Here is a 15,221-nt window from a genome sequence, read left to right as displayed (position 1 = left end):
ACGCGACTATGCCGGGTTCGAGGCCGATTTTCTCGCGTTCATGCCACAGGTTATCGCGTTCGCCCGCTCGCAGGACCTGGCTCTCGGAGCCCCGGCGGCAACTCCGGTCTCGGCCAGCCCCAGCGCCTGAACCACCGCACCCTGAACCTCCCGGGCCAGCTGGTTGCGATTATATGATTGGCAGTGCACCGGCGGCAGAAAATGCACGTCGACGTCGATTGCCGGGCTGCCGAGCAGGCGCAGCAGGTGCCGAGAAAACTCGTCATCGTCGATGAAAGGGGCCAGCAGATCACGCTGGCCGTCGCGTCGGTAGGCAATCGCAACCGGTTGCACCGGCGTATTCGATTCGATGGCGCAGCTCATCAGTCGGCCATGAAAGGCGCGCACCCGATCTCCAGCGGTCGTGGTGCCTTCAGCGAAGATCACCAGACTCTCACCCTGCTGCAACGCATTACGCAGGTGGCTATGCAGCGTCTCGCCGGTGGCTTTGCCGCGCTGGATGAAGCGGGTACCTGCCGCATTGGCAAGCCAGCCGATCACCGGCCACTGGCGCACCTCGGCCTTGGAGAGGAAATGCACCGGTGCCTGGGCGCCGATGGCAACAATATCCAGCCATGATACGTGATTGCTGACCAACAGAGCGGTCTGCCTCGCGGGCCGCCCATGACGATGAATACGCAACGGCAACAGGCCGATCAAGCCCCGCATCCATAGGCGAGTCAGACGGTTTCTGCAGCGTTGGGTCTGGTCCGCGGCGATCCTGCTCCCGACAGCGACACCAGCGCTCAGCAGTAATCCGACCAGCAGCCAGATGACCACCAGCGGGATACGCCAGAGCCTTCGCCAGGCCGCCATCACAGCGCTCATCGGGCGGACCCCGTCTGCTCTCCTGCCTTGAAGTGGCGGGCGTAGCGTGGGCACAACTGCTCGCGGCGCAGCAGAATGAACACATCGGCCACGTTGAATTGCGGGTCCCAGCAGGGCTCGCCACAGATCTTCGCGCCCAGCCGCATGTAGGCCTTGAGCAGGGGCGGCATCTGCGCGGTCACGTTATCCGGCAGATCCATTTCCGGTAGCGGCAGCCGCGGGATTGCATTAAGCCATTCACGGCTGAGATAGCGCCCTCTCAACCGCTGCATGACCGCCTGCACCTGCACGCCGCCATCGGCCATGCTTACGCTGGCACAGCCCATCAGGTACTCGTAGCGACGTTCATTCATCAGTTGCGCCAGGCCGGACCACAGGACGGAAATGGTCGCACCATTGCGGTAACGGCTATGTACGCAGGTACGACCGATTTCCAGAATTCCGCCGCGCAGTTGCGGCAGACCAATCAGCTGGAATTCGCTTTCGCTGTAAAAGCCGCCCGCCCGTTGTGCTCCCTTGCTGTCGAGCAACCGGGTAGTGGCGACCACTTCGCCGCTGTTCTGGTCGCGCACAATCAGATGTTCGCAATGCAGGTCGAACGCATCCTGATCCAGGCGGCTGCCGGCATCGGCCAGTTTGGCTCCGCACTCTTCGCTAAAGACCTGAAAGCGCAAGGCCTGCGCCGCTTCAAGCATTTTCGGGTCCTGCACCAGCTCAACACTCAGATGGTTTGCAGGGGACAGTTCGGTGGCATACGCGGTATTGGACATCAGGCACCTCCGTCGGGTCAGCCTCTGGTTATTTCCTGATCGAGGCTATGGCAGCGTGGTGTCAGTGATGTGAACGGCGGATGGCGATTGCATGACAGGCATTCGCCGGGTTGATGCAAGTCAGTACCCGGACGGTCGACCTCTTTTATAAAGGCGGGCACTTTCTAGCGTTGAGGTATAAACCGTGAACAATTCAGGCAGGGTTCTATTCGACAATGGTCCGCACAAGGTGTTGTGCTTCGATCAGCTGGTAACCGGCGACGGGGTGCAATCCAATCAATTTCTAATAATCGATCATGATCAGCACGCACTGCTCGACCCCGGTGGTGATCTGACTTATATGCCGCTTTCCATGGCGGTCAGCCGCCATATCCCGCTGCGCGATCTGACCTATGTATTTGCCTCCCATCAGGACCCGGACATCATAGCGTCCCTGGACAAGTGGTTTCTGCATACCCGTTGCCAGGTAGTCTGCTCCAAGCTTTGGGCTCGTTTTCTGCCTCACCTGTCGGCGGGTTTTCTGACACGTGGCCAGGGAGCCAGCACCACGGAGAGAATGATCGCGGTACCTGGCCGTGGACAGAATCTGGCCCTGGGTGAGACGGTGATCAAGATTCTGCCGGCGCATTTTCTGCACTCGGTGGGCAATCTGCAGTTCTTTGATCCGGTCAGCGGGATCCTGTTCTCCGGTGACATGGGCGCATCCATGGTCGACGACGCCGAGCCGGTGGAGGACTTCCGCGCGCACATACCCAGCATGGAAGGTTTTAACCGCCGCTATATGGCGGGCAACAAGGCCTGTCGGTTATGGGCAAACATGATCCGCACGCTCAAGCCTGCGATGATAGTGCCGCAGCACGGTCGTCCGTTTGTCGGGCCTGCTATGATTGAGGCATTCCTGGACTGGATCAGCCAGCTGCAATGCGGCCTCGATCTGCTGGACCAGGACGATTATCGCGTTCCATGACTAGAGGCAGGACATGACGGTACCCATTTACCCCTGGCGACAAGACAACACATTCGAGCTCGCGGTAGATGGGGAGCATTTCTTTCCGAAGATACTGGAAGCAATAGCGCAGGCGAGCAGCACCATCGATATCGAGATGTATCTGGTGGAGTCCGGAGAGGCGACTGCGATCACGGTAGAAGCATTGCTGGCGGCTGTTCGCCGTGGGGTCAGGGTGCGCTGTCTGTTCGACGATGTTGGCTGCAGGGAGCTCGTCGAAGCAGAGCGCGAGCAACTGCGCGAGGGTGGGGTGGAGCTGCGCATCTACAATCCGCTGAGATGGCGGCGCGGCCTGCGTAACCTCCACCGCGATCACCGCAAGATTCTGGTGTTTGATAACCGGCTGGCGATGACTGGCGGCTTTGGCCTGTCCGATGAGTTCTGTTTGCCCAGTGAGGACGGGCGGACGCTCTGGCATGACCAGATGCTGGCGATCACTGGCCCTGTGGCCGTCGACTGGCAAGCCTTGTTCGATCGTCAGTGGCAGCGGGCCGATGGTCCGCGCAAAGCCGGACCCCGGTTGGGTGAGCGCAAGGAGAGACTGCCCCCTGCTCCATCGGGGGCTCACGGCTGGGCTCGGGTCGCCCATCTGGATTCACGTTTCAGCAATGAGGTCTTGCAGGCCCTGCTGGCCCGGATACAAGGCGCCGAAAAAAGGGTATGGCTGGCCACGCCCTACTTTCTCCCGGCCTGGCGGGTCCGCCGGGCCTTGCAGCAGGCGGCGCGGCGTGGTGTCGACGTGCGGTTGCTGCTGTGTGGCCAGATCATGGACCACCCGCCGGTGCGCTACGCCGGCCAAAGATACTACAGCCGCCTGCTCAGGGCTGGAATACGCATCTTCGAATACCAGCCACGCTTCCTCCATCTCAAATCGGCGCTGGTCGATGACTGGGTATCGCTGGGGTCCTGTAATTTCGATCATTGGTCCCTGCACTGGAACCTCGAAGCCAATCAGCACGTCATCGACTTGCCGCTTAGCGCGAGCGTGCAGGAAACCTTCGAGGCTGATTTTGCCCGCAGTAATGAATGGACGTTGGAAGCCTGGCGGGGTCTGCCGCTGAGTCACCGATTGAAAATCCGTATGTGGGGGCAGATAAACCGCTGGGTGACCATGTGGTTCAACATCAAGCGCTGATCCGTCATGCGCGTTTCAGGCGAAATTGGGCTTGCGCTTCTGCATGAAAGCACTCAGCGCTTCCTTTGCCTCGGGCCCCTTGAGCAGGTCGGCAAAGTACTCCCCCTCGCGATCCATTACCTCATCGGCTACCTGGGTCACCCCCTGCTTGAGCAATTGCTTACTGAGCCGGATAGAACCCGGTGGAAGCTGGGCGATGCGCAGTGCTGCGTCGCGCGCTGCCTGGTGGACCGCGGAGCCGGCAGGCAGCGCATGGTTGGCCAGGCCGATTTCGGCGGCCCGTTTGCCGCTGATGGTTTCGCCGAGCAGCAACAGCTCGGCGGCCCGCAGATGTCCGAGCAGGCGGGGTAACAGAAAGCTGGATCCGGCCTCCGGGCATAACCCGAGATTGACGAAGGGCATTTTCAATTTGGCGTCTTCGGCCACATAGACCAGGTCGCAATGCAGCAGCATGGTCGTGCCGACGCCTACCGCAGGGCCGTTGACCGCGGCGATCAGGGGCTTGGAGGCATGACAGATGGCTTTGAGAAACTGATAAACCGGGCTATTGCTGCCTGCCGGCGGTACATCAATGAAGTCGGCGACGTCGTTGCCGCTGGTGAAGCAGTTTTCATCGCCCTGGATAATCACCGCGCGCAGGCCGTCGTCGGTCTGCGCCGCATTGATTGCCTCGGCCATCGCGCTGTACATATCACGCGTCAGGGCGTTCTTCTTGTCCGGACGGTGCATGCTCAGCGTCAGTACAGCTTCACTACGGTCGATTAGCAGATGTTCGCTCATTTCAGGCTCCTGGAGTTCGAGACCGCCGGCGGCAATTACCCCTGGCGGCTGAGAAAGGCTTCGTCGATGATCTGGCGGCCCGGCAGGCCAGCCATGAATAATGGCTTGCGCAGTTGTTCGACAAATACGGGTGGGCCGCAGACTAGCGCCAGTGTCGAGCGCGAGGCAAGTCGCAGTTGCGTCAAATCTGCCGCCAGTTCGGTCTCGGGGCGCAGACGCAGGGTCAGATCAGGGTGGCCGGAAGCCAGCTCACGGAGCTCCTTTTTCAGATAGCAGCCTTGCTCGTCGTGCCAGTGATACAGCTGTATCGGCGCCTGGTGGCCCTGCGCGAGCGCGTGTCTTGCAATGGCCTGCAGCGGCGCGAGCCCCGTGCCACGAGCTAGCAGCAACAGGGGCTTGTCCTGCCAGTCGGGATCATAGTGAAAGTGGCCGCCGGGCTGGCCTAGATAAAGTCTGTCGCCAGGCGCCAGAGATACAATCCGGTTGGAAAAGGCGCCGGCGCGGTGAATCTTCAGGTGGAAGGTCAGTTCGCTTTCGCCGGGCTGGCTGGCGATGGAATATGGCCGGCCGAGTTCGGAGTCCAGCCAGATAACAGCATGCTGCCCCGGCTGGAAGCGTACCGGCCTATCCGGCCTGATTCGCAGGATGAGAACGGTCTCTGTGGGGAAGTGCAGGTCGACGATCCTGGCGCCAAGGCCGTCCCGTGCGGGATCATGCAGCTTAAGGCGCATATCCTGCTCAATGGGGCACTGGCAGGCGAGTAACCAGCCTGTCTCGCGCTGTTGCGGATTCAGGCCTGCAACGGCCTGCTCTGGTGGTTGGCCCTCCAGGGCCTGAACCAGGCAAGTCTGACAATGTCCTGCGCGGCACGACCAGGGTACTTTCTGACCAGCTGCGAGCAGTACATCGAGCAGATTCTCGCCGCTGCCTCCCTGTATGCAGATATCGTCGACCCGAATCTCAGGCATAAGCCTCTTGATACACCTCGCAACGGTTACGGCCAGTACCCTTGGCGCGGTACAGTGCTTCGTCAGCCTGATTCAGCCGTTTTTCCAGGTTCTCTTCCTGGCCGACCAGATTCAAACCGGCCGACAGGGTGCAATATAGCTCTTTGCCTGCGCACTTGAAGCAGGTCTGGGCAAAACAGCTACGAATCCGCTCGATGCACTGATGCAGCGCGGCCAGGTCGGCATTGTTGAGCATCACGACAAATTCCTCACCGCCAAAGCGAGCGACCATGTCCCCGTCGCGCAGATTCTGCCGGGCCACTTCGGCGAAGCCTTTCAGGACCTCGTCGCCGGTAGCGTGACCATACACGTCATTTATTTTCTTGAAGTTGTCCAGGTCAATCAATGCAATTCCGACTTTGCGGCCGGGCGTGAGCAGAGTGATCCGGCGCTGCGCCTCGCTGAGGAAGTAGCGGCGGTTGGCCAGTCCGGTCAGGCTGTCCGTATCGGCCAGACTCTGCAACTGCCCCATCATGTCCCTGAGCGTTGTCTGGTGGGTCTGCAGTACGTTGTGCCGACGCTGCAGGCGCGCTCGCAACTCGCGGATATAACTGCAGAAAAAACTCAGCCATCCGGTAAAACAGGCAAGCATGAACCATTCCAGAAAATGCACTGAAAGCGCTTTGGTGCTGGTTTGCTGAAGTGTGTTGAAGAAAATCAGGGCTCCGTACAAGATCAGCGCAAGGCTGGCATGGCCCAGGAAGGCGCGGCGTGAAAGCTGGAAGACCCCGAACATCAGAATAAGCGGGTACACCATGATCAGACTGCCGCGAAACTCTCCGCTGAAGGCCAGCAGATAAGTGAGCAGCAGCATCGCGATGACGATCTGCGGGCTTGTCAGGCTCGGGTCTCTGAACCGCAGGTTAAGTCCACTTTTGAACATGCCGAAGAGAATAGCCTGCAAGGTAACGCCGAGCATCACATGGCTCGCAGCCATCGCGCCACTGGCGTTGTATTGTCCGACGAGCCACGCTGCGCCAATGACTGCATAGGTGATCGCATAGTTGAGCTGGGCAAGATAAAACCGCTGCAGTCGCAGGGTCTGGAATTTGGCAACATTGCTGTCCATGTCCGTTACGCCGTCCGTTGGTTATTCTGGCATTCTTGTATGGTGGCGCTTTGATGCTAAACGGTACTGTAGACCTGACGCGGCGATTTGAACAGGCCGGTGAGGCTTATTGCGCGAAGTGTTCACAGGAGATTACTCCTTTGCCCTTGCTCGGGTATAATTTTGCACCCGATTAGCCACGGTCGCCATGACGGACGAGTCTATGTCTGAACCTGTCCGGTGCCATCCGTGAAACTTGCAGCGCTGCCACTATCGTTCATGATTTTCATGAATCTGGCGCATTGCTATCCGCCTAGAAGAGGAGCCAGCCCAGCATGGCCGCAATCAAGCAGAGTGACCTGATCCAGAGCGTAGCTGATGCACTGCAGTACATCTCCTACTACCACCCGGTAGATTTCATTCAGGCTGTGCACGAGGCTTATCTGCGCGAAGAATCGCCGGCTGCCCGCGATGCGATGGCACAGATTCTGATCAATTCGCGCATGTGCGCCACCGGCCACCGGCCCATCTGCCAAGATACCGGGATTGTCACGGTATTCGTCAAGGTCGGCATGAGTGTACGCTGGGACGATGCAACCATGGGTCTGGATGACATGATCAATGAGGGCGTTCGCCGGGCCTACAATCTGCCGGAGAATGTGCTGCGCGCGTCGATCCTTGCTGATCCTGCGGGCAAGCGTACCAATACCAAGGACAATACGCCCGCGGTCATCCACTACCAGATGGTCCCCGGCGATACGGTTGAATTCCACGTGGCGGCGAAGGGCGGCGGCTCCGAGAACAAGTCGAAGATGGTCATGCTCAACCCCTCAGATTCGATTGTCGACTGGGTGGTGAAGACGGTTCCCACCATGGGTGCGGGCTGGTGTCCGCCGGGTATGCTGGGTATTGGTATTGGCGGTACAGCGGAAAAAGCGGCTGTGCTGGCCAAGGAATCATTGATGGATTCCATCGATATCCACGAGCTGCGCAAGCGCGGTCCGCAAAATCGGGTCGAGGAGTTGCGTCTGGAGATCATGGACAAGGTCAATGCGCTGGGCATCGGTGCCCAGGGTCTGGGCGGTCTGACTACAGTGCTGGATATCAAGATCAAGGATTATCCGACCCACGCGGCCAGTCTGCCGGTGTGCATGATCCCCAACTGCGCGGCAACCCGTCACGCGCATTTTGTGCTCGATGGCAGTGGCCCAGCGGTGCTCGAGGCGCCGCCGATGGATGCCTATCCGGATATCACCTGGGAAGTGGGCACCGGTGTGCGCCGGGTCAACCTGGACACACTGACGCCGGAAGATGTGCTCGACTGGAAGACCGGTGAAACCGTCCTGTTGTCCGGCAAGATGCTGACTGGGCGCGATGCGGCGCACAAGCGCATGGTGGAAATGCTGAACAAGGGCGAGGAACTGCCGGTCGATCTGAAGGGGCGCTTCATCTACTACGTGGGGCCGGTTGATCCGGTGCGCGAGGAGGTGGTGGGGCCGGCTGGCCCGACGACGGCTACCCGCATGGACAAGTTCACCCGCCAGATTCTGGATCAGACCGGTCTGCTGGGCATGATTGGCAAGTCCGAGCGTGGTCCGATTGCGATCGAGGCGATCAAGGATTACAAGGCGGTCTATCTGATGGCGGTTGGCGGTGCGGCTTATCTGGTCGCCCAGGCAATCAAGAAGGCGGAGGTGCTGGCGTTCCCGGAAATGGGTATGGAGGCTATCTACGAGTTCGAGGTCAAGGATATGCCGGTGACTGTGGCGGTGGATACCAAGGGTGAGTCGGTACACATCACCGGGCCGGCGATCTGGCAGAAGAAGATTGCGGATAGTCTGGCGGTCGAGATCTGATACTGCTGTAGGTTGTAGTCTGAAAGGCCCCGGTTCTGAATAGGAGCTGGGGCTTTTTTGTGGGTGGTTGTTTATGGTTGGCTCGGGGTGCGTTCGTGGCTTATCGCTCCCTGCCTGGCAGGGTTCCGAAAGTCGCTGTGAATCCGTCCCTGGTGGCTTGTAGGCAGTCCCGACCGGCAGGGGTGGCGGAAGTGTCGATTATGCATGAGCAATTATCGACCTGTTTCAGACACTTTCTGCGCCCTGCCAGGCTGTACGCTCAACCGACCCTCACCCTCGTCATTCCCGCGAAGGCGGGAATCCATTTTGACCTTGGAGTGATGCGGGGTTTGCTGTCCAAGGTCAAAAGCGAAAAATCACTTCCTCAGACCAACCTCTCGCCGACCATCAGCAGTTTCATCGAGTTGGTGCCGCCGCGGGAGTTGTATACATCGCCCTTGGTAAGGATGACCCAGTCGCCGGGAGCTACGTGACCGAGCTCCAGCAGACGGCTTACCGCCCGTTGGTTGACGTCGCTGGAGGGCATGTCGGCTGGGTTGAAGGTGATGCCCTGGACGCCGCGCAGCATGGCTACGCGGCCGAGAGTGGCGGAATTGGGGGAGAGTGCGAATATGGGCAGGTGCGAGCGGATGCGGGACATGATTAGAGGCGTGTAGCCGCTTTCGGTCAGGGTGATGACGGCAGTTACTCCGGGAAAGTGATTGCCGGCGTACATTGCGGCAAGCGCAATGGTTTCGTCGCAGCGCTCGAACTGCTGGCCCATGCGATGTCCCGATTGCTTGCTGATCGCCTGCCTTTCGGCGCCCAGACAGACGCGGTCCATGGCCTGTACTGCTTCGACCGGATAGGAGCCTGCCGCCGTTTCGGCAGAGAGCATCACGGCGTCGGTGTAGTCGAGCGCGGCGTTGGCGACGTCGGATACTTCTGCGCGGGTGGGCAGCGGGCTGCTGATCATCGATTCCATCATCTGGGTGGCGGTGATCACGGCCTTGTTCTGCTTGCGGGCGCGGCTGATGATGAGCTTCTGGATGCCCACCAGTTCAGCGTCGCCTATTTCCACTCCGAGGTCACCACGGGCGACCATTACCGCGTCGCTGGCGGTGATCAGACCATCCAGGGCCTCTTCGTCGGCGACGGCTTCTGCGCGTTCTATCTTGGCAACCAGCCAGGCCTGGGATTCGGAGTCCTTGAGCAGCTTGCGTGCAAGGTGCATGTCCGCCGCATCACGTGGAAACGAGACGGCGACGTATTCCATATCGAGTTCGGCGGCCAGGGTAATGTCGACGCGATCCTTGTCGGTGAGAGCAGCCGCTGAAAGACCGCCGCCGCGGCGGTTGATGCCCTTGTGGTTGGACAGTGGGCCGCCGACGAGAACGGTGCAGCGCACCTCGTCCCTGCCGACGCTGTCGACCCGCAGCACAACGCGGCCGTCATCGAGCAGCAGTTCGTCGCCGGCTCGGCAATCGGTGATCAGATCGGGATAATCTATGCCGACCACGTCCTGGTTGCCGGCTTCCAGCGGGTGACTGATCGAGAGTCTGAAATGGTCGCCCGGGTCGAGCGAGATCTTGCTGTCGGTAAATCGCGCGATGCGGATCTTGGGCCCCTGCAGGTCACCCAGCAGGGCGACGTGAACGTCCTTTTCGCGGGCGATTTCGCGTACCAGTCTGGCGCGCTCGCGGTGCTCTTGATGGGTGCCGTGGGAGAAGTTCATGCGAGCAACGTTCATGCCGGCGTCAATCAGCGCAGCAATGCATTCGCGGGTGCTGCTGGCGGGGCCCAGAGTGGCGACGATTTTGGTGCGGCGCAGGGTCATGGTGTATCCCTATGGAAATCGATGGTATGTGGTTCGTATTTGGGCACTACAATAGAACATATGCGCGTACCATGACAGGCTGAAGTCGCCTTGCGGCGGCCCTGTAAGGCTCGATTCAGGGGGATGACATGCATCCGGGTGTGCTTGAGGTTACCGAACGACTGCGTCAGCGCAGCCACTCCACGCGCCAGGCCTATCTGCGGCAGATGGCTGAGGCTGCTGCGCTGCCGCGAGGCCGGCGTAAGCTGTCCTGCGGCAATCTCGCGCACGGCATGGCCGCGTGCGGGCCGACCGACAAGGACCGGCTGCGGATGATGGACGAGGTCAATGTAGCGGTTGTCACAGCCTACAACGACATGCTCTCGGCCCATCAACCCTATGAGAGCTTTCCCGAGCAGATCCGCCAGGCGTTGCGCGCTTACGGTGCTACCGGTCAGGTGGCCGGCGGGGTGCCGGCGATGTGTGACGGGGTAACCCAGGGCGAGCCGGGGATGGAACTGTCGCTGGCCAGTCGGGATGTGATTGCGATGGGGACGGCGATCGCGCTGTCGCACAACATGTTCGATGCCGCGCTGTGTCTCGGCGTATGCGACAAGATAGTACCCGGCCTGTTGATGGGCGCGCTGCGTTTCGGGCATCTGCCGGTGATCTTCGTGCCTGCCGGGCCGATGACATCGGGCATTGCGAACTCGGAGAAAGCGGCGGTTCGCCAGAAGTTTGCCGAGGGCAAGGCGACGCGCGAGGAGCTGCTGGAGGTCGAGAGCGGCTCTTACCACGGCCCAGGAACATGCACCTTCTATGGTACTGCCAATACCAACCAGATTCTGCTTGAGGCCATGGGCCTGCAGCTGCCTGGCGCTTCGTTCGTGCACCCGGGTACGCCGCTGCGCGATTCGCTGACCGTATATGCCGCAGAGCGCGCGGCTAAACTGGCCCGTGAGGGACAGGGGAGTCTGGCTTCGATTCTGGACGAAAAAGCGCTGATCAATGCGCTGGTCCTGCTTCTGGCGACCGGCGGATCGACTAATCTTACTCTGCATCTGGTGGCGATCGGACAGTGCGCCGGGCTGCAGCTGCGTTGGGAAGATATGTCGGCGCTGTCCGAGATCGTCCCCACGCTGGCGCACATTTATCCAAATGGAAAGGCCGATATCAATCAGTTCCAGGCGGCGGGTGGTACTGCTTTCCTGTTTGCGCAGTTACTTGATGCCGGACTGCTCCATGAGGATGTGACTACGGTTGCCGGACAGGGTTTGCGGCGCTATACCGATGAGCCGATATTCGAACACGGGGATCTGGTCTGGCGTAAGGGCCCCGGCCAGACTCTGGACAGAGACATCCTGCGCGGTTGGCGCGACCCCTTTTTCCCCGACGGCGGGTTGCGGCTGGTTGATGGTGGGCTTGGCCGTGGTGTGATCAAGGTCTCGGCAGTAGCGCCCGAGCACCGCAAGGTCAGTGCGCCATGCCGGATATTCCATAGTCAGGAAGCCTTGGTGCAGGCCTTTGAAGCCGGTGAGCTGGAGCGTGATCTGGTGGCCGTGGTGCGCTTCCAGGGACCGGCTGCCAATGGCATGCCGGAGCTGCACAAGCTGACGCCTTATCTGGGCGTCTTGCAGGATCGGGGGTTCAAGGTGGCACTGGTTACCGATGGTCGTATGTCGGGTGCCTCGGGCAAGGTGCCGGCCGCCATTCACGTCTGCCCTGAGGCGTCAGCCGGCGGGCCACTGTCTCGGTTGCGTGACGGCGATATGGTGAGCCTGGATGCGGATACGGGTCGGCTTGAAGTGGCTGTCGCGCCGAGTGCCTGGCTCGCCCGCGAGCCGGTGCTCCACGAGGCCCCGGTTCGTCGCGGCTGGGGGCGGGAGTTGTTTGCCTTCATGCGTGGTGCGGCGAGCCCGGCGGAGCAGGGCGCAAGCTGTTTTACCAGCAGCCTGCGCGAGGCCGATGGAGCGCCGGAGCATTGAATCTTAAAACGCTGGCAGCTGCGCGCGGCCTAGCACTGACCACACTCACTAGCCCAGAGGAACTGGCGGTCAATCTGGCCGAACAGGTTGCCGAAGCGCTGCGCGGCGCGATACGCGAGCGGGGCATTGCCCGGCTGGCAGTATCCGGCGGGCGCAGTCCTGAGCCTTTTTTGCGCTGTCTGGACCAGCTGCCGCTTGACTGGGAGCGGGTGGCTATCACCCTGGTTGACGAACGCTGGGTGCCGGTGAGCCACCCCGACAGTAATGCCGGAATGCTGCGCCGATGCCTGCCCAGCGCCCTGGAAAGGACAGCATTGCTACCCTTGTTTCGGGGTGATTCTCCTGCCGGGGACGCCCGTGCGGCTGAGCTTGATCTTGCCTCCTGGCTACCTCTGGATGTCGTGGTGCTGGGCATGGGCGCTGACGGTCACTGCGCTTCGTTGTTCGCTGGCCAGGAGAATCTGCGGGATCTCCTGCGGGGGGACAGCCAGGTGCTGTGCGCGCCTGTCCGTGCAGCGGATGGCTCGCCACGCGTCACACTGACCGCAGCTACGTTGCGGTCGGCGCGCTTGCAACTGCTGGCCATCTCCGGCGACGATAAGTATCGGACCCTGTGCGAGGCATTTTCTGCAGATTCCGAGATGATGCCGGTGGCAGCTTTTCTGGCTCCACCGCTGCACATCTTTTACAGCGGTGACTTTGATGGCTGACGGAAAGTATATGACCCTGACAGAAAGCACACGGATTCTCGACGACATATTCGCTCGTTCGCGCCTGTTGCCGGTGATCAGTATCGAGGACATGCAGGACGTGCTGCCGCTGGTCGATGCACTCGCTGCAGGCGGAATTAAAACGTTCGAGATCACCCTGCGTACCCCCATGGGATTGCCGGCGATAGAGCTGCTGCGTCGGGAACGGCCCGGGCTATGCGTCGGTGCTGGCACCGTGCTGGACGCAGCGCAGTTCCAGGCGGTTGTGGATGCAGAGGCGCAGTTCATCGTTACACCGGGGTGCACCGACGAGTTGCTTGAACTGGGTCTCGACAGCCGGGTCCCGTTATTGCCCGGTATCGCTACGGCCTCGGAAATACTTGCGGGTTATCGCCTGGGTTATCGCCGCTTCAAACTTTTTCCGGCCCAGGCCTGCGGCGGAGTGCAATTGCTCGAAGCCTTCGCGGCTCCTTTCGGTGACGTGCGTTTCTGTCCGACCGGGGGCATCACACAGGCCAGCGCCGCCGGCTATCTGGCACTAAACAATGTAATGAGCGTTGGCGGTACCTGGATGGCGCCGCGCGAATTGATTCGCCAGGGTGACTGGGCCGGGATTCGCCGCCTTGGCGAGGAATCCGCGGCCTTGTTCTGACTGGTCAGGCAGCGGCCGTCAGTCGGCAGGTTTGCTGGGATCGACAAAGCCCGTCGGCTTGATGATCATAACATCGCAGGGGCAATCGTCCAGCAACCGTTCGGCGGTATGACCGATCAGCGCGGTATCCAGACGCGAACGCGAGACGGCGCCCATGATCAGCAGATTGATTCCGCGCTTCTCGACGAATTCGGGAATCGCTTCCTCCGGATAGCCCGACAGCAGGTGACGCGAGGGCTCGGCGACGTCGTTGCTGCTGGCCAGCTCTTCAAACGCTTCCTCATGCCGCTTGCGCACATCGGATGCATAGGTGTCGTAGTCGACAACGATGCTGGCATCGAAGGCGAGGGTGCGCGGGAGTGGGTTATAGCAATGCACCAGATGCATGTGGCTGTTCACGCTCTCGGACAGCGAGCGGGCGGCGGCGATCAGCTTCAGATCCAGCGCGGCGGGTTTATCCGCTTCGTGCAGTGGGTCGACACTGGCGCATATGTCGGCGAGTGGCTCATCTGCTCGTTTGACCAGCCACAGCGGCACCTCGCAGTGGCGGATCAGCTGCCAGTCGGTATTGGTCAGCAGTAGCCGCTTGATCGGGTTGTGGTGGTGGGTGGTCTTGAGCACCAGGTCGGGCTTGTGTTCCTCTACCGCCCGCAGTATGTGCCGATCCAGGCGCTTGCCCCAGACTGCCTGCACATTCACGCTGTGGCCCGCCTGACGTAACGGCCTGGCAAGTTTCTCCAGGCGTTCTTCGTGGTGGCTAATCAACGATTCCCGGGCCTGCTCCAGGCCGCGGGTATCGAACAAGATCCCGCCGTCCAGCGCCGCATTGTAGTCGCACAGAAAAAGCGTAAGGCGTGCCTGCGGAAAATTGCTCGCGAGCTTCGCGGCCCGGCGCAAATCGGGCTGTTCCTCTTCGCTCGTGGGGTCGATTACCACCAGCATGTGAGTGATGTTCATGTGCTTGCTCCTTTCTTCTGCAGGACGCCCAATAGCGCAAAGATTCAACCTCAAGGCTAGAACATAAAAGCACAGGGCGACAGTGACCCAGATCAACATGCCGCACTGCATGGATGCACGCCCGGTTAAATGGACCGGATGGGTCAAGTAAGCAACGGCGTTGCCGATAACCTGTTACCTGAACAAACTGGCATGGATATGAAAACTCTCGCACTTATCGTCCTTTCAGTTGCCCTTGTCGGTTGCGCTTCCCAGGGGCACGACGCGGACATCAATAATGCATACCGCGCCTACCAGCGCGATGACTGCAGCGCGGTCATGCTCCATCTGTCCAGCGCGGAGCGTCGCAATCGCTTCCGGCCTCATCAGGATCAGCCCGAGGTGTCGCTTCTGCGGGGCCTGTGTCTCGAGCGTCAGGCGCTGTATCTCGATGCCGCGCAAATATACCGCTATCTGCAACGGCACTATCCGCATAGCGAATACAGCTATCGCGCCGGCGCGCGCCTTGAAACACTGCGGCTTCTCGGGCATTACGATGTCGAGCTGAAACTGACCCCTTGATCTGTCGCCGCTGCGCCTGGTTTTTAGTTCGCTGAAACTGGGCTATTCTGCCGTTTCCTGCGGCCTGCTGCGCCGCCGCCTGATCATGGATG

Annotated in this window: 14 protein-coding genes; 7 read left to right on the top strand and 7 right to left on the bottom strand. The window is 60.6% G+C overall.

Translation table 11 applies throughout. The features are described from left to right. Positions 1 to 6 precede the first annotated feature (6 nt). Positions 7 to 867 carry a lysophospholipid acyltransferase family protein gene (locus ABYA88_RS05550; RefSeq protein ID WP_373185977.1) on the bottom strand — a complete coding sequence of 287 codons (861 nt, stop codon included), beginning with the start codon at positions 865 to 867 and terminating at the stop codon, positions 7 to 9. Beyond that, complete coding sequence (locus tag ABYA88_RS05545; protein ID WP_373185976.1) at positions 864 to 1,637, bottom strand: GNAT family N-acetyltransferase; 774 nt, start codon at positions 1,635 to 1,637, stop codon at positions 864 to 866. The genes ABYA88_RS05550 and ABYA88_RS05545 overlap by 4 nt, the downstream gene beginning before the upstream one ends. 184 nt (positions 1,638 to 1,821) lie before the next feature. On the opposite strand from ABYA88_RS05545, the gene ABYA88_RS05540 reads away from it, so the two are divergent. Next, a complete protein-coding gene (locus tag ABYA88_RS05540) occupies positions 1,822 to 2,604 on the top strand; it encodes an MBL fold metallo-hydrolase (RefSeq protein WP_373185975.1) in 783 nt (260 codons plus the stop codon). Positions 2,605 to 2,617: 13 nt separating this feature from the next. Then, a complete protein-coding gene (locus tag ABYA88_RS05535; protein WP_373185974.1) occupies positions 2,618 to 3,778 on the top strand; it encodes a phosphatidylserine/phosphatidylglycerophosphate/cardiolipin synthase family protein in 1,161 nt (386 codons plus the stop codon). A gap of 15 nt (positions 3,779 to 3,793) precedes the next feature. On the opposite strand, the gene ABYA88_RS05530 is transcribed toward ABYA88_RS05535, so the two are convergent. Genes ABYA88_RS05530 through ABYA88_RS05520 form a run of 3 tightly spaced genes read right to left on the bottom strand, consistent with a single transcriptional unit; the run spans position 3,794 to position 6,634 of the window. Next, on the bottom strand, positions 3,794 to 4,558 hold the full coding sequence (locus ABYA88_RS05530; protein ID WP_373185973.1) for an enoyl-CoA hydratase: 765 nt from the start codon (positions 4,556 to 4,558) through the stop codon (positions 3,794 to 3,796). Between the two features lie 35 nt (positions 4,559 to 4,593). Next, a complete protein-coding gene (locus ABYA88_RS05525; protein WP_373185972.1) occupies positions 4,594 to 5,526 on the bottom strand; it encodes an iron-sulfur-binding ferredoxin reductase in 933 nt (310 codons plus the stop codon). Next, a complete protein-coding gene (locus tag ABYA88_RS05520; RefSeq protein ID WP_373185971.1) occupies positions 5,519 to 6,634 on the bottom strand; it encodes a GGDEF domain-containing protein in 1,116 nt (371 codons plus the stop codon). The genes ABYA88_RS05525 and ABYA88_RS05520 overlap by 8 nt, the downstream gene beginning before the upstream one ends. Positions 6,635 to 6,948: 314 nt before the next feature. Between ABYA88_RS05520 and ABYA88_RS05515 the strand changes: the two genes are divergently transcribed. Continuing rightward, entirely contained in the window at positions 6,949 to 8,469 is a 1,521-nt protein-coding gene (locus ABYA88_RS05515; protein ID WP_373185970.1) for a fumarate hydratase, read from the top strand. Positions 8,470 to 8,833: 364 nt separating this feature from the next. Here ABYA88_RS05515 and pyk read toward each other — a convergent pair whose 3' ends face one another. Beyond that, positions 8,834 to 10,285 (bottom strand): pyruvate kinase, encoded by a 1,452-nt coding sequence (pyk, locus tag ABYA88_RS05510; protein WP_373185969.1) that lies wholly within the window; start codon positions 10,283 to 10,285, stop codon positions 8,834 to 8,836. A gap of 128 nt (positions 10,286 to 10,413) precedes the next feature. Here pyk and edd point away from each other — a divergent pair, with 128 nt between their 5' ends. The 3 genes from edd to ABYA88_RS05495 are packed head-to-tail and all read left to right on the top strand — an operon-like array spanning position 10,414 to position 13,611. Beyond that, positions 10,414 to 12,249, top strand: coding sequence for a phosphogluconate dehydratase (edd, locus tag ABYA88_RS05505; RefSeq protein WP_373185968.1), 1,836 nt, complete (start codon positions 10,414 to 10,416; stop codon positions 12,247 to 12,249). Then, positions 12,246 to 12,959 carry a 6-phosphogluconolactonase gene (pgl, locus tag ABYA88_RS05500; protein ID WP_373185967.1) on the top strand — a complete coding sequence of 238 codons (714 nt, stop codon included), beginning with the start codon at positions 12,246 to 12,248 and terminating at the stop codon, positions 12,957 to 12,959. Before edd ends, pgl begins: the two co-directional genes overlap by 4 nt. Before the next feature lie 10 nt (positions 12,960 to 12,969). Continuing rightward, on the top strand, positions 12,970 to 13,611 hold the full coding sequence (locus tag ABYA88_RS05495; protein WP_373185966.1) for a bifunctional 4-hydroxy-2-oxoglutarate aldolase/2-dehydro-3-deoxy-phosphogluconate aldolase: 642 nt from the start codon (positions 12,970 to 12,972) through the stop codon (positions 13,609 to 13,611). A gap of 18 nt (positions 13,612 to 13,629) precedes the next feature. On the opposite strand, the gene ABYA88_RS05490 is transcribed toward ABYA88_RS05495, so the two are convergent. Then, the gene (locus ABYA88_RS05490) at positions 13,630 to 14,568 is read right to left on the bottom strand and encodes a universal stress protein (RefSeq protein WP_373185965.1); all 939 of its coding nucleotides are present in this window, start codon (positions 14,566 to 14,568) and stop codon (positions 13,630 to 13,632) included. Between the two features lie 198 nt (positions 14,569 to 14,766). On the opposite strand from ABYA88_RS05490, the gene ABYA88_RS05485 reads away from it, so the two are divergent. After that, a complete protein-coding gene (locus tag ABYA88_RS05485) occupies positions 14,767 to 15,129 on the top strand; it encodes a tetratricopeptide repeat protein (protein ID WP_373185964.1) in 363 nt (120 codons plus the stop codon). The last annotated feature ends 92 nt before the right edge of the window (positions 15,130 to 15,221 follow it).

The sequence above is a fragment of the Halopseudomonas sp. genome (assembly GCF_041579695.1).
Classification (GTDB): domain Bacteria; phylum Pseudomonadota; class Gammaproteobacteria; order Pseudomonadales; family Pseudomonadaceae; genus Halopseudomonas.
This window is presented reverse-complemented; position numbering and strand designations above follow the sequence as displayed.